The sequence below is a fragment of the Nitrosomonas sp. genome (assembly GCF_019635155.1).
GTDB lineage: Bacteria > Pseudomonadota > Gammaproteobacteria > Burkholderiales > Nitrosomonadaceae > Nitrosomonas.
Genome location: NZ_JAHBZY010000002.1, coordinates 230,825 through 245,106, shown reverse-complemented (window position 1 = coordinate 245,106; position 14,282 = coordinate 230,825). Strand labels below are relative to the sequence as shown.

Genomic DNA, 14,282 nt, shown 5'->3' with positions numbered 1-14,282 from the left:
TCACAAAAACTATCTGGCAATTCATGCTTTCTTTTGAAAGTATGAATTAGAAAATAAAGGAAGAAACCAAATGAGTGCAGTACTGCAAAGTCTGGTTAATCAACCATATAAGCATGGCTTCGTTACCGAAATTGAATCCGATGTTGCCCCCAAAGGGTTAAACGAAGATATTATCCGGTTAATTTCGGCCAAAAAAAATGAACCGGAATGGCTTCTAACATTCCGACTGGAAGCTTATAAAACATGGCTGACAATGACCGAGCCTAAATGGCAGAATGTCCATTATCCATCGATCGATTTTCAGGATATCAGCTATTATTCGGCTCCCAAGCCTAAAAAAAAGCTATCCAGCATGGATGAAGTGGATCCTGAGTTACTGAGAACGTTCGAGAAACTCGGCGTACCGATGCATGAACGTGCCGCATTGGCGGGCGTCGCAGTCGATGTAATCTTCGACAGCGTATCGGTCGCAACCACCTACAAACAGAAGCTTGCTGATGTTGGCATTATTTTTTGTTCCATATCGGAAGCCGTACATAATCATCCCGAATTAATCCAGAAATACCTTGGATCGGTTGTTCCCGTCGGAGATAACTACTTTGCCGCATTAAATTCTGCGGTATTTACGGATGGCTCATTTTGTTTTATCCCGAAAGGCGTGAAATGCCCGATGGATCTATCAACCTATTTCCGTATAAATACCGAAGGATCCGGGCAATTTGAACGCACCTTAATCATTGCAGAAGAAGGTGCATCCGTTTCATATCTTGAAGGTTGCACCGCACCCAGATTCGATACCAACCAATTGCATGCCGCAGTGGTTGAGCTCATTGCTTTGGATGATGCAGATATCAAATATTCAACGGTGCAAAACTGGTATGCAGGCGACGAAAACGGGGTTGGTGGCATATACAATTTCGTCACTAAACGTGGGCTGGCTAAAGGCAGGAATTCCCGGATATCTTGGACTCAAGTTGAAACAGGTTCCGCGATCACATGGAAATATCCTTCCTGCATCCTGCGTGGAGACAACTCTGTAGGCGAATTCTATTCAGTAGCTGTTACAAACAATTATCAGCAGGCTGATACGGGGACAAAAATGATACATCTCGGTAAAAATACTCGTAGCACGATAGTTAGCAAAGGTATTTCAGCCGGTCACTCAAATAGCAGCTATCGCGGCCTGGTAAGAATCTCTCCGACTGCGGAAGGTGCGCGGAACTACTCGCAGTGCGATTCTATGCTGATAGGCGACCAATGCGGCGCTCATACATTTCCGTATATTCAAGTACACAACAATACTGCCAAAGTAGAACATGAAGCCTCAACATCAAAAATAGGTGAAGATCAGCTTTTTTACTTTTCCCAACGTGGTATTGACGCGGAAGAAGCCGTCTCGATGATTATTAATGGCTTCTGCAAAGACGTGTTTCAACAATTGCCAATGGAATTTGCTGTTGAAGCGACGAAACTTCTCAGCTTTAAACTGGAAGGAAGTGTAGGATGATTGTTAGTAATAGTAAAACCATTCTTGCTGTACAGGGGTTGCACGCCAGCATCAATGGCAAGGAAATTCTGAAAGGAATTGATCTGACAGTTAAGCGCGGTGAAATCCATGCCATTATGGGATTAAATGGCTCTGGCAAAAGCACCTTCGCGAAAGTACTGGCCGGTCATTCAGCTTATGAGATAACAGCGGGCTCCATCCAATTTGAAAACAAAAACTTACTTGATTTACCTCCCGAGGAGCGAGCGCATGCCGGATTGTTTTTAGCATTCCAGTATCCCGTTGAAATCCCTGGCGTTGCGAATATACAGTTTCTGCGCCTTGCGTATAACACCATTCAATCCCAACGTGGAAAAGAAGAACTGGATCCGCTCGAGTTTGATGATTTCGTTCGAGAAAAAATGAAATTATTAAATATGAAGCCGGATTTTCTGGATCGCAGTGTAAATGAAGGTTTCTCAGGTGGTGAAAAAAAACGGAATGAAATCTTGCAAATGGCTTTGCTAGAGCCTCGGCTAAGCATTCTGGATGAAATGGATTCCGGACTAGATATTGATGCACTCAAAACGGTGGCTAACGGCGTAAATCAAATTATGAATAAAGATAATGCCACCATTTTAGTCACGCATTATCAACGCCTATTAGATTATATTGTGCCGGACTTTGTCCATGTAATGCATGCTGGCCGTATCGTTTTGACGGGAGGAAAAGAGCTGGCGCTGGAATTAGAAACACGAGGTTACGATTGGGTAATCAATCATAGCGAATCCACAAACAAGGTAACTGCCTGATCATGGTTATTAATACTGACTATCTTGAACGCTCTCTGGAATTATGGCCATTCACAAATACAAAACCATCGTCGTGGCTTAATCAATTGCGTGCCAATGCAATCGATCAAGCCAGTATGCTGAGATTACCCACCAAACGCGACGAAGAGTGGCGATTCACTGATATCTCCGCGTTAACTCATCTCCCTTTCCGGCCTTCGCAACCTGAGAATATTATCCATATAGGGGATGTTGAGCATTTGTTCCTAAAGGAAGCAAAAATCCGTTTGGTATTTATTGACGGGTATTTTTCTTCCAGTTTGTCAATTTTTGATCCAACTTCATTAACGGTTGGCAATTTACCGATGTTTTTGTCTTCAAACTCTGCATATTTGGAATCTCATCTCGGCAGGCTTGCCAAATATGAGGATAATGTATTTACAGCGCTAAACACAGCTTTTCTCAGTGACGCAGCAGTCGTTTCAATTCCAAAAAATGCCGCCGTTCGAGACCCTATTCATTTATTGTTTATCGCCACTCAAAATGAAGTGACAAGTTACCCGCGCTGCCTCCTGGTTTGCGAAGAAGGTAGCAATATTACTCTCGTAGAAGAATACATTGCTCATAACAACGCGAAATATATTACCAATTCTGTGAGTGAATTTTTTCTTGCACCGCATGCAAATGTGAAGCATATCAGGATTCAGCGCGAGAATCTGGAAGCTTTCCATTTGGCTAACTGCGCGGTTTCACTGGATCGGGCAAGTCAGTATCAATCAATCAGTATTTCAACAGGCGCCCGGATTTCCCGCTATAACCAGAATGTTTTTTTAAATGATGAAGCAGCGGAATGTACAATTGATGGACTCACCATGATTTCTAATCAGCAACTCGCCGATACACATTCATGCATCGATCACATCAAGCCTCATGGAACGAGCTATCAACAACATAAATGCATTGTTAATGAAAAAGCGCACGCCGTCTTTAATGGAAGAATCGTTGTCCGCCCTCATGCACAACAAACAAACTCCTCACAATCCAGCCGCAATCTGTTGCTCAGTAAAACTGCTCAAGTAAACACAAAGCCGCAACTGGAAATTTTTGCGGATGATGTTAAATGTGCGCACGGCGCAACAGTCGGACAATTGGACGAAGAAGAATTGTTCTACCTGGGTAGCAGAGGTCTATCCCCAGCCACTGCACGTAGCTTATTAACCTATGCTTTTGCTGCAGAGGTTATCAACCGCATTCCGGTAACATCGCTCAGACAGCGACTGGAACAAGCTATCCTTTATCAGAAATCAGAATAATAACAATGAATATCACTCAAGTATCTCTGAAGTCTGACTTTATCAGCAATCCAGATTGGGAAAAGATCCGTGCGGATTTTCCAATACTTAAGTTGAAAGTCGATGGCAAACCATTGGTTTATCTTGACAATGCAGCATCCAGCCAAATGCCGCAATTCGTCATTGACCGCTTAGTGCGTTATCAAACCACGCAGCACGCCAATATCAATCGTGCCGTCCATTATCTATCGGAAATTGCAACGATGGAATTCCATAATGCGCGGTGCAAATTGCAACAATTCATCAATGCTCGTGAAGATCGGGAAGTTATTTTTACCAGTGGCACCACCGATTCGATCAATCTTGTCATGCATGGATATGGCCGTAAGTTTATCAAAGCGGGCGATGAAATCATTCTTACAACCATGGAACATCACTCGAATATTGTCCCCTGGCAAATGCTAGCTGAAGAAAAGGGTGCAAAAATTCGTGTAGTACCTATCACTGATACTGGTGAACTGGAAATTAACGAATATGAAAAATTATTTAACGAGCGAACCAAATTCGTTGGCTTGATCCATGTTTCCAATGCGCTTGGGACCATCAATCCGATCAAGAAAATGATCGATTTTGCTCATCGACACGGTGTTCCGGTATTGATTGATGGTGCACAAGCTGCCCCCCATCTTGCAATTGATGTACAAGCGCTCGATTGCGATTTCTATGCTTTTTCAGCGCACAAATTGTGTGGACCAACCGGCATCGGGATTCTTTATGGAAAGGCAGCATTGCTTGAATCCATGCAACCTTTTAAAGGCGGCGGTGACATGATTGCCTCGGTCACCTTTGAAGAAACACTCTACAATACGATTCCGCACAAATTTGAAGCCGGCACGCCACCCATCGCTGCTGCCATTGGATTTGGCGCTGCGATTGATTATTTAACCGCGATCGGCATTGAAAATATCGCGGCGTATGAATCCACATTACTGGATTATGCAACCGAAAGCCTTGCCGAAATCCCAGGTGTCAGAATTATTGGCACGGCCCCCCAAAAAGCCGCGGTCATTTCATTCACCATTGATGGCATCCATCCACACGATATCGGTACCATTCTGAACCAAGATGGTATTGCCGTGCGAACTGGTCATCATTGCGCTCAACCGGTTATGCAGCGATTTAATATTCCAGCCACTTCACGCGCTTCTTTTGCTTTTTACAATAAAAAATCTGAAATTGATGCTTTAGCTGCTGGCATCAGAACTGTTCAAAAGGTTTTTTTATAATGCATTCCAATTCCCTATATCAAGAAGTCATTCTGGATCACAACCGGAAGCCGCGAAATTACGGCAAGTTAAATCCAGCCAGTCACCACGCCATCGGTCATAACCCATTATGCGGTGATCGTCTCGATATCACTTTGCAAGTTGAAGATGAGCGGATCAGTGCCGTTGCATTTGAGGGAGAGTCCTGCGCTATCTGCAAAGCCTCCGCTTCGATGATGACAACGGCAATCAAAGGAAAAACACGTTCAGATGCGGAAATGTTGATTGCTGAATTCCGCGAATTGGCTACCGGAAAATTAGATATCAATCAACCCCATCACTTGGGGCGATTAACGGTTTTCTCGGGAATCCGGGATTTACCCACACGCGTTAAATGCGCAATTCTGCCGTGGCATACCCTGCAAGCAGCACTCAATTCAGTCAGTAATGTGTCAACTGAAGATACTTCAAACGATCTTCAGGCGGTATCAAGCCAATCCTAATCATAAAAATTTTTATAAATGTTTGAGTTTGAAATGCAAAAACTCCGATTTAATATTCATTTTTCCTGATAATAAAATGCCCAAAATAGCTGATATTGAAGGAACCCCTAACAAGAATGCATTAAAATTTATTCTTAAAGAACCGCTCACCTGGGGAATTGCCCGTTCCTACGATAATGCCGAGTCTGCAAAAGATGATCCACTGGCGTCGGCATTGTTTGATATTGATCACGTCACCAATGTTTTTTATATTGATCATTGGATCACTGTGACTCAGGATGGTGATGCCAACTGGCAGGATTTGGCTAGGGAAATTGCTGATCCTATCCGTGCAGCACCCGCCGCCTCGGCGCAATCCGCTGAAGCCGTTGCTAACGCCAATCAGGCATTTGCCAATTTAACCCCGGAAGATCAATTGCGCTTGGAAAAAATCAATATCCTTCTGGACGAAGAAGTAAGACCTTACTTGCAGCATGATGGCGGTGATTTGCATATACTGGGACTCGAAGGAAATATTCTTCGCATTCATTACCAAGGTGCTTGCGGCACATGTCCAAGTTCAATTTCCGGCACTTTAAGAGGAATTGAAAATATGCTTAAAACTATCGAACCCGATATTCAGGTAATCGCGAGTTGATAATCAAAAAAATAGGTGGCGATGCCACCTATTTTTTTGATTCAATACATATTATTATCAAACACGTTTTCTAAATTCATGATTGTGCGGATCGATCTCAATCTTATCACCGATTCCAACAAAAGCCGCCACCTGAATCTCATACCCAGTACCTGCCAAACGAGCCGGTTTCATAATTTTCCCTGTAGTATCTCCACGAACTGCAGGTTCGGTATACTCAACCTCGCGCACAATCGTTGATGGCAATTCGACTGAAATGGCCTTTCCATCATAGAAGGTTACTTGACAAACATCTTCCATACCGTCGATCAAATAGTTCAAAACATCGGACATGTTATCCGCTTCGACTTCAATCTGATTATAATCAGCATCCATAAAAACGTAGAGCGGATCGGCATAATAGCTGTAAGTGCATTCTTTTTTATCCAAAACCACCAGATCAAATTTTTCATCCGCTTTATAAACCGTTTCAGTGGTTGTAGCGGAAAACAAATTTTTTAGTTTCATCTTTACCACAGATGCGTTACGACCAGATTTGGTAAATTCCGCTCGCTGCACAACCATAGGATCATTACCAATTAAAATGACATTGCCTGAACGTAGTTCCATTGCGGTCTTCATATTTCCAGTTCCAAAATAATAGAGTTATAAACAATATTGATGCGATACTAAGCCAATAGACTTTACTAATAAAAGTTGCGGATTATAGCCGATTTTCAACAAATTGCACTAGGTTAGCACCCAGATCCTCTTGTGCCATTAGTTGATTAATCCAATCTTCATTATGCTGCATCAGTGACTCACGAAAAGCCAAGAAGTTCATCCAAGCTTCAGCATGTAATTCACCACGGCCATTCCAGCAACTCCACATTTCCTTTACTGCAATCGCCATGGGAACTGGCATACTTGCGGTATATAATTCGAGAAATGCATCCATTTTTTTCAAATGCGCTCGCTCCTGCTGCCGGTAAATATTCCAAACAAACAACTTTGCAGCCCATTGTGCACGCACAAAAGAATCTTCACCTCTTACAAAATTGATGTCGCAACACCACAATAGATGATCATAATCCGCTTGTTCCAGAAACGGAATAATCTGTATGGATAATCGTTTGTGTACTATCAATTTAGCCGTTAAGGCTGACGCATCTTTAAGAATCACCAGAATACGATTCGCTATGTTTCCTTCCGGTACGATTAACAGCGTAGACCTTGGAGATTCTGACAATACATGTATCAATTTCTCTAAGGGTGCAGTTTCATAACAAAAAAGCGAGATCCATAGACTCCCTGATTCTCTCTCAAGCAAACCACTGCGCTTTATAAACGCTTGTTTAGCTGTTTTATCAAATTCATATTGTCGTACTTTCAATGTCCTCTCCCGTAACAATCCTCCTGTGCCTTTCACAAAACCAGGAAAAAAAAAGAACTTGATAAGAGGCAGTCGTGGGTGAGGAGACGGTAATAAATGATAGCGAGCAACCCATGGTTCCGCGCTCAGATATTCCAGATTAATCCATACTGGTTGTTTTTTATTCTGCAACATCGCCGTTATATAAAAATCCGGCAAATCACATGCAAATGCTTCGATCACGATATCAGCGCAAACAACTTCAGCTTGTACTGCTTGCCAATGGCATATTGTCACGCCTTGAACTTCTTGATATAAAAGATTGCGATTCAGCCTCGATGTGAGGTAGCCCAAAGTATCCAGATCATCAATCCAAAGACGCACCTCTTGATGGAAATCCGTCACTAGCTGCCTAGCAAGCCGCCAGCATACACCGGCATCACCAAAGTTATCGATAACTTTGCAAAAAATATCCCAGCGATATCGCATAAAAACTTGTTTAAATGAGAGAAGAAAAAATCAGAGCTATGTATTACTCTCAATCACCTGAATGATATTTGCAAAGCATTTCAGCGGGAATTTTTATCCAAGATAATATTTTTCTGACGTTCAAACTCTTGCTCGGTGAGCGCGCCTTTCTCTTTTAATTGATGCAATCGTTCTAAAGCTGTCAATGAATCTTGCACTTGTAGTTCAATTGCAGAATCGGGCATTTCTGTTTCAGCAGCATTTTCGGAATGTGCTTTGCCAAGTCCTAGGAAATTAAGCATTCGGTTTAGCAACTGTTTTATCAAACACCACAATTTTGGTAATAACCAGATCGCTATACCAAGAAAGATAACCAGCAACCCAATGAAAATGAGCGGGTAATTTAAAGCTGTCCACAATCCTGAGAGCACCAGCAAATCCCCGGTAATGGAAGCAGACCAATTGGTAACAGGCTCGGGCGATGCATTGATTAATAATCGAGTACCAGTTTTGGTCGCATGACTGGTTGCCGCTAAACCGCCCCCAAGAATGCCCGCGGCAATTTCAAGCGCCGGTGTGACATCACCGACCGCGCCGGCTGCCAGCATTGCACCAGCAGGGATTCGTATAAACGTTTGAATAGCATCCCATACAGAATCCATCCCGGGGATCTTGTCCATGAAGAATTCAATAAAATACATAATCCCGGCTGCAAAAATAACTAACGGATCTTCCAAAACCGACAACTCAGCAGGCAAATCAATATGACCGCTCGATCCGCCTACTCCAAGCACCAACAGTACGGCATATAAATTGATGCCGCTGGCCCACGATGCCCCCATCGTCAGAGCTATCGTTGCCAGAAGCGCTTCATAGTTTTCCATATTTCAAGAACCTGACAAATAAACTCAAATTATTAGAATAACACCGTCTTTGCCTTTACTAACCGCCACGAATCAGAAGCGTTGGAATATGCGTTGTCCGAACGACTCCTTCCGCAACACTGCCAAGTAAGATACGACTAAAACCCGTTCGACCATGGGTTCCGATAATAATTAAATCTGCCGAATTACTCTTGGCTTCATTGATAATCACATCCACTATTCTTTCACCCTGTGCAACCATCAATTTCGTTTCATGTTCGATTCCGGCCTGGCGTAATTTCTTTTGCGCCTGCAAAAGTATTTTCTCGCCACCAGTACGAAGCGAGCGCACAAACTCTGCGTAATTAATAAAATCATCATTCTCAGAAAATAATAGATCTTCAACGACATATAAGACTTCAATATGCGCCTTTTGCTGCTGAGCAAATTTTATCGCTTCATTCAATGCGGACTCAGAAGTTGCACTGCCATCTATCGGTACCAAAATTCGTTGATACATCGTATCTTCTCCTCATGAATATCTTCGTCAATAATTCCGCCGCCGCTATTAGTTATCTGTTTCAAATGTTGGTATCATTAAGTGGACGAAATTTCTTGGAATTATCAATTCCTTATTGGGTATACCACTTGATTTCTTAAAGTATAAAAGATCCAATAATTATTAATTGTAATTTTTCAGTAGGTTCGACTCACTTTAACTAAAGATTTGTTCCAACTTTCCTTCAAAGGGATACAAATCTTTAACAAGTTTCAAAATTCACGGCGCAGTCTTTTGAAGTAATAAAGGAACGATATGATGAGAGTCTTGTTACAAACAGAATCATTCTACTCATTAAGCACCGATCACACACGAACTCTTCTATTCGCATCTCTCATACTATTCATCCTTGGCAGTTGTGCAACTCAAGAACCTATTCCCGCGCCTATCGTTGAACCGGCACCTGTCATTACCTCACAGGATGAAAAACTACGTAAGGAAATTGCACACCTCAAAAAACTTTTAGCAGAGAAGGATCAATTAATAAAAAACCAACAAATCCGACAGCAGAACCAAGCGCGAGCACTACAGGAAGTCAACAAAGAAGCTACGCGCGCGCAAGTAAAGTTACATCGATTAGCCACTAAACCAAGTACTGCTTCTGCTATTGCCGAAACCGAAGTAGCCTTAGAGCATCTGAAGCAAGTTAAAATCCCGGTATCGGATCAAATTTTATTGACCCAAGCACAGCAACTGACGGAAACAGCCTCGGCGCTTTTCTCGAAAGATCAATATGCATCCGCAATGAATTATGTTGCGCAAGCTAAGCATCTGATCGAGCTCATTACGAATCCGAATCGCAAAAAGGAATCCAATGATAATGGGATGTTACTTGAATTTCATACACCGATAAAATTACATACCAAAGCCAATGTTAATTTGCGCAATGCACCTAATACGCAATCAAAAATCATCAGCACTTTAAAAAGATCTACGGCAGTCACTGCCAACGCAAGCCAAGGGACATGGTTGCGTGTGCAAGTGGACCAAAAACAAGGTTGGATTCTTAATACAGGTCTTGAAGCGGAAAAAAATTAATCGCAGCGAAGCAATTAAGATGTGACATCCGGTGTATTCGGAGAGATACAATACACTTGATCCCTGCCCGCACGCTTCGCTTCATACAACGCACTATCAACTCGAGATAATAGGATCGTTAACGAAATATCATCCGGCTCACTTTGTATGACACCGATACTTAAAGTTACATGCAGATCTTTATCGATCGTGTCACAATGAATATCCGCCACTTGCGCTCTTATTCGCTCAGCGGTTTTTTCTGCTTCCTTAGCGGTTGTTTCAGCCAAAATAATAATAAACTCATCGCCCCCGAACCGGGCAGCAAAATCCACATTTCGAATACACTGTGAAATTTTTTTCGCTACCACCGCTAAAATTTCATCGCCTACTACATGACCGAGGCTATCATTTAACGTTTTGAAGTAATCGACATCAATCATCAGCACAGCAAATGGTCGCTTGTTTCTTTCGAATCGCGCCAGTTGATCGCTGATAATTGCGTTCAGTTTATTGCGATTGTAAAGTCCGGTGAGATTATCGGTTACAGACAGCGTCTCAAGGAGCTGATTCTTTTGTTGCATCGCGATTGCGGCAGCATTTATTTCAGCTTGATTTTGCCGCAATTTGTCGGTCATCTGATTAAACGTATGCGTTAATTGACCTATTTCATCCCGTTGACTATTAACCAATTTAACATCCAAATCGCCTTTGACTATTTTCTCAGTCGCATCGATTAAACGTTGCAATGGCTTCACGATGGCATGGCTTAATCGAAAAGCGATCGCTGTTACGATCAGAATAATGACGCTGACCAAGCCAAAAAACATGTTCCGTTGCTGCTCCCATGCTGAATAGATCAATTGATAGTCTCTACTTGCGATGATGGTAACAGGCATTTTTCCCGATAAATAAGCCAAACCGGCGACTTTCTGCTGTTTCGCCCCTAGAAATACATCATATTCCCCAGGATTATCTCGTAAACGGGACAACACATTTGATTCGGATGAAAGTGGTTTATTGATAAGGGAAGTATCACTGGCAAGCATTACACGCCCTTCTTTATCCAATAAAAGGACGTCACCTGGCGGGGATTTGATTTTATCTTTTAAATTAGGCTGTAAGCTTTGCATATCAAATGTCACTATCAGCGCACCCAGAATATAATCATCAATGGACAATATCGGAACTGCAATACTTAATATGGCCGTCTTGTAATTCTCATTCCATTGAGGCGGAACTACTAAATCTCCTTGAATGGATGCATTCTCAGGCCAGTTTTGAGCTAATAATATCGGAAACGGCTCACTCACATTACTGGCAATAATTTCACCTTCCACATCCACAATTGTTAACTCCAGCACTGTTTCCAATCGCTTGTGTACCGACTTCAAGTAAAGTTCCGTTGCTTTCGGTAGCGTGATGGATTGGTTTTTAGAAAACTGGTTCTCTACCGAAAGACCTTCGATAAGAATCTTGGATGTTGAAATGGATGCAGCCAGATCCCTCACTGCGAGAATTTGCTCTTTAATCCACAAATCCAATTCACGGCTCGTGTTGCGCGCCAGGGTACGCAGCTCTCGCGTCAAATTTTCATTAATCATCGTCTCATTTCGCTGAAATGAGGATATGCCCAAACCCAACGATGGAATCAGAGTCGCCAGTATAGAAAAAACAATAATTTTGCTTCTAATACTTCTCAGCATAGTTTCCGGTCAGGATACGGACATGACTAGACGATTTGAAGTGCAACAGGACGTCGATCTGGATAATTACTCATTTGATAGCCTTGCCACAATCGACCGGCAATAAAGTTTGCGATCGCATTGGCATGCTGTTCTAGCTGCGGATTTCCCAGTTCACTGGTTGTTTGATGAAAAAGTTGCAGCCATCGCTCAAATAACGCGGCGGAAAGCTCTGGTAAGGCAATATGTTTTGGCATGGGCGCACCGCGAAACCGGCTGGTTCCACGAAGCTGTGCAGACCAGAAATTGATCATTTGCACAAAATGTGCATCCCAATCAATCACATGCCCTTCAAAAATAGGTCCTAGAGAGGGATCTTTCCTAGCCTTCGCATAGAAGGTATGAACTAATTGAGCAATTTCTTCTTCGCTATAGAGATCGGGATCGGGTATGGGAAAAGATGGTGATTGACTCATAATTTTATAAATTTTCTCAAAAAAAACAGTACGGGTTATTAAAGAGTTTATTAATATAGCTTAAAAACCGATATGCTTGCACCTAGACTACAATTTTAATTTTTAAGATATATAGAAGGACTAAGTTTATCGCCGGTTGCTGAGATTGTCCAACCGCCCAAACAGTTCACGCACCGCAGTTATAATGTTGAGTATAGGCTCCCTTTTCCAGCAGAAGTAACAGTTAATATGAAAAACTTATACGGCAAATCATTACTCACCAATCCGGCATTGACGAAATCGACTGCATTCTCACGCGAAGAACGTGAACACTACGGCTTACGAGGCTTATTACCCTATGAAGTTGCAAGTATCGAAAAGCAAGTCGATCGCGTTCTAGATAGCTTGCGCAGCAAAACCAGCGCAATTGAAAAATATATTTTTCTAAATGGATTACTTGAAAGCAATCAAAGGCTTTTTTACCGAACGCTCATTGACCACATTGAAGAAATTTTACCCCTGGTTTATACCCCGACCGTAGGCGAAGCATGTAAGGAATTCGCGCACATTTTCAGGAAACCGCAGGGATTCTATATTACACCGGATGATCACGGAAACATTGCAACCATATTAAAAAACTGGCCTGAAGAAGATGTAAGAGTTATCGTTGTAACTGACGGAGAAAGAATATTGGGGCTGGGAGACTTGGGTGCCAATGGTATGGGAATCCCCATTGGAAAAGTCGCTTTATATGTGGCTTGCGCCGGAATACATCCAGCACAGTGCATGCCGGTTATGCTGGATGTCGGTACCAATAATACCTCTTTACGCGAAGATCCTCTGTATCTCGGTTATCCTTTCCCTCGCATTAGCGGTGATCGCTACCGTTCCATAGTCGAGGAATTTATCAACGCGGTGCAAATACGCTATCCAAATGCAATCATTCAATTTGAAGACTTCCTGACGCCCCATGCATTTGAATTTTTAGACCGCTATAGCCCTCGAATCCGTTGCTTCAATGATGACATCCAAGGAACTGCGGCTGTTACATTGGCGGGAATTTATTCGTCTTGCCGCATCACCGGGAAAAAATTTACCGATCTAAACATCATGTTTCTGGGAACCGGCTCCGCTGCAGGTGGAACTGCTGAATTAGTAGCCGATGCACTCTGCGCGGACGGATTAAGCCGAGCACAAGCCCAGCAACGTTTATGGTTTATCGATCGGAAAGGTCTCGTCACCGCAACCAATGAAAACATTAAACCGCGCATCCAGCCTTTTGCTCACGCACACGACGCATTAAGTTTTGCCGACGCCATCAGTGTCATCAAGCCCGATGTCCTGATTGGTGCCACCGGAGTAGCCGGAACATTTACCGAAACGATTGTGCGGCGAATGGCGACCGTCAATGAACGACCGGTAATTATCGCATTGTCAAATCCGACCTCGCATACCGAATGCACCGCAGAGCAGGCTTATCAATGGAGCGAGGGGCGGGCGATATTTGCCAGTGGTAGCCCTTTCAACGCCGTGCAATATCGCAATCAATGCTACAAGCCAGCCCAAGGCAATAACGCCTATATTTTTCCCGGTATTGGATTAGGTATTTATGCCAGCTCTGCGCGATTGATCACCCAAAGTATGTTTCTAGCCGCTGCCCGGGAATTAGCACGCAACGTTACCGATCAAGAACTGCGCGATGGAGCGGTGTACCCTACCCTCACACGCGTCCGGGAAGTGTCTCATGCCATTGCTCTCGCGGTATGCCGGGTCGCGATCGATGAAGGATTAACCGATACCCGCTTACCTCAGGATTTAAGCAATTACATTAGATCGCTGATGTACGAACCGAACTATTGAGGAAGCGCTCAGAAAAATAGCGAACGATAGCCGAAAAAGACAGAAGCGGA

14 protein-coding genes are annotated in these 14,282 nt (G+C 43.1%); 8 read left to right on the top strand and 6 right to left on the bottom strand.

The features are described 5' to 3' along the window. The first annotated feature begins 70 nt into the window (after positions 1–70). From sufB to KF839_RS02670, 6 genes are all read left to right on the top strand, one after another. Complete coding sequence (gene sufB / locus KF839_RS02695; protein WP_292916281.1) at positions 71–1,507, top strand: Fe-S cluster assembly protein SufB; 1,437 nt, start codon at positions 71–73, stop codon at positions 1,505–1,507. Further along, positions 1,504–2,298, top strand: a complete 795-nt coding sequence (gene sufC / locus KF839_RS02690; protein WP_292916280.1) for a Fe-S cluster assembly ATPase SufC — start codon at positions 1,504–1,506, stop codon at positions 2,296–2,298. Before sufB ends, sufC begins: the two co-directional genes overlap by 4 nt. 2 nt (positions 2,299–2,300) lie before the next feature. Continuing rightward, positions 2,301–3,590 carry a Fe-S cluster assembly protein SufD gene (gene sufD / locus KF839_RS02685; protein ID WP_292916279.1) on the top strand — a complete coding sequence of 430 codons (1,290 nt, stop codon included), beginning with the start codon at positions 2,301–2,303 and terminating at the stop codon, positions 3,588–3,590. A 5-nt stretch (positions 3,591–3,595) separates the two neighbouring features. After that, complete coding sequence (locus KF839_RS02680) at positions 3,596–4,855, top strand: cysteine desulfurase (RefSeq protein WP_292916278.1); 1,260 nt, start codon at positions 3,596–3,598, stop codon at positions 4,853–4,855. After that, complete coding sequence (sufU, locus tag KF839_RS02675) at positions 4,855–5,337, top strand: Fe-S cluster assembly sulfur transfer protein SufU (protein ID WP_292916277.1); 483 nt, start codon at positions 4,855–4,857, stop codon at positions 5,335–5,337. Before KF839_RS02680 ends, sufU begins: the two co-directional genes overlap by 1 nt. Positions 5,338–5,413: 76 nt before the next feature. After that, positions 5,414–5,974: a NifU family protein gene (locus KF839_RS02670; RefSeq protein WP_292916276.1), complete on the top strand. Its 561-nt coding sequence runs from the start codon at positions 5,414–5,416 to the stop codon at positions 5,972–5,974. Positions 5,975–6,031: 57 nt separating this feature from the next. Here the strand turns inward: KF839_RS02670 and KF839_RS02665 are convergent, their stop codons facing one another. The 4 genes from KF839_RS02665 to KF839_RS02650 all read right to left on the bottom strand — a co-directional run bounded on the left by KF839_RS02665 (position 6,032) and on the right by KF839_RS02650 (position 9,176). Beyond that, positions 6,032–6,595: an elongation factor P gene (locus KF839_RS02665; RefSeq protein ID WP_292916275.1), complete on the bottom strand. Its 564-nt coding sequence runs from the start codon at positions 6,593–6,595 to the stop codon at positions 6,032–6,034. An 82-nt stretch (positions 6,596–6,677) separates the two neighbouring features. Then, positions 6,678–7,814 carry an elongation factor P maturation arginine rhamnosyltransferase EarP gene (gene earP / locus KF839_RS02660; protein WP_292916274.1) on the bottom strand — a complete coding sequence of 379 codons (1,137 nt, stop codon included), beginning with the start codon at positions 7,812–7,814 and terminating at the stop codon, positions 6,678–6,680. Positions 7,815–7,894: 80 nt separating this feature from the next. Then, the gene (locus KF839_RS02655; protein WP_292916273.1) at positions 7,895–8,677 is read right to left on the bottom strand and encodes a DUF4126 family protein; all 783 of its coding nucleotides are present in this window, start codon (positions 8,675–8,677) and stop codon (positions 7,895–7,897) included. A 58-nt stretch (positions 8,678–8,735) separates the two neighbouring features. Then, positions 8,736–9,176 (bottom strand): universal stress protein, encoded by a 441-nt coding sequence (locus tag KF839_RS02650; RefSeq protein ID WP_292916272.1) that lies wholly within the window; start codon positions 9,174–9,176, stop codon positions 8,736–8,738. Positions 9,177–9,473: 297 nt separating this feature from the next. Here KF839_RS02650 and KF839_RS02645 point away from each other — a divergent pair, with 297 nt between their 5' ends. Then, positions 9,474–10,253 (top strand): SH3 domain-containing protein, encoded by a 780-nt coding sequence (locus tag KF839_RS02645; RefSeq protein WP_292916271.1) that lies wholly within the window; start codon positions 9,474–9,476, stop codon positions 10,251–10,253. Positions 10,254–10,267: 14 nt separating this feature from the next. On the opposite strand, the gene KF839_RS02640 is transcribed toward KF839_RS02645, so the two are convergent. Together KF839_RS02640 and KF839_RS02635 are read right to left on the bottom strand one after the other, a co-directional pair. Next, a complete protein-coding gene (locus KF839_RS02640) occupies positions 10,268–11,836 on the bottom strand; it encodes a sensor domain-containing diguanylate cyclase (protein ID WP_292916270.1) in 1,569 nt (522 codons plus the stop codon). 128 nt (positions 11,837–11,964) lie between these two features. Then, positions 11,965–12,393 (bottom strand): group III truncated hemoglobin, encoded by a 429-nt coding sequence (locus KF839_RS02635; RefSeq protein ID WP_292916269.1) that lies wholly within the window; start codon positions 12,391–12,393, stop codon positions 11,965–11,967. 228 nt (positions 12,394–12,621) lie between these two features. Between KF839_RS02635 and KF839_RS02630 the strand changes: the two genes are divergently transcribed. Beyond that, positions 12,622–14,232, top strand: coding sequence for an NAD-dependent malic enzyme (locus KF839_RS02630; protein WP_292916268.1), 1,611 nt, complete (start codon positions 12,622–12,624; stop codon positions 14,230–14,232). The last annotated feature ends 50 nt before the right edge of the window (positions 14,233–14,282 follow it).

Excerpts from the sequence above, each read along its gene's own strand:
- KF839_RS02630 (WP_292916268.1), top strand. The coding sequence starts at position 12,622 with ATGAAAAACTTATACGGCAAATCATTACTCACCAATCCGGCATTGACG.
- earP (WP_292916274.1), bottom strand. The coding sequence starts at position 7,814 with ATGCGATATCGCTGGGATATTTTTTGCAAAGTTATCGATAACTTTGGT.
- KF839_RS02650 (WP_292916272.1), bottom strand. The coding sequence starts at position 9,176 with ATGTATCAACGAATTTTGGTACCGATAGATGGCAGTGCAACTTCTGAG.
- KF839_RS02635 (WP_292916269.1), bottom strand. The coding sequence starts at position 12,393 with ATGAGTCAATCACCATCTTTTCCCATACCCGATCCCGATCTCTATAGC.
- sufD (WP_292916279.1), top strand. The coding sequence starts at position 2,301 with ATGGTTATTAATACTGACTATCTTGAACGCTCTCTGGAATTATGGCCA.
- sufB (WP_292916281.1), top strand. The coding sequence starts at position 71 with ATGAGTGCAGTACTGCAAAGTCTGGTTAATCAACCATATAAGCATGGC.
- sufC (WP_292916280.1), top strand. The coding sequence starts at position 1,504 with ATGATTGTTAGTAATAGTAAAACCATTCTTGCTGTACAGGGGTTGCAC.
- KF839_RS02680 (WP_292916278.1), top strand. The coding sequence starts at position 3,596 with ATGAATATCACTCAAGTATCTCTGAAGTCTGACTTTATCAGCAATCCA.
- KF839_RS02640 (WP_292916270.1), bottom strand. The coding sequence starts at position 11,836 with ATGATTAATGAAAATTTGACGCGAGAGCTGCGTACCCTGGCGCGCAAC.
- KF839_RS02645 (WP_292916271.1), top strand. The coding sequence starts at position 9,474 with ATGAGAGTCTTGTTACAAACAGAATCATTCTACTCATTAAGCACCGAT.
- KF839_RS02665 (WP_292916275.1), bottom strand. The coding sequence starts at position 6,595 with ATGAAGACCGCAATGGAACTACGTTCAGGCAATGTCATTTTAATTGGT.
- sufU (WP_292916277.1), top strand. The coding sequence starts at position 4,855 with ATGCATTCCAATTCCCTATATCAAGAAGTCATTCTGGATCACAACCGG.
- KF839_RS02670 (WP_292916276.1), top strand. The coding sequence starts at position 5,414 with ATGCCCAAAATAGCTGATATTGAAGGAACCCCTAACAAGAATGCATTA.
- KF839_RS02655 (WP_292916273.1), bottom strand. The coding sequence starts at position 8,677 with ATGGAAAACTATGAAGCGCTTCTGGCAACGATAGCTCTGACGATGGGG.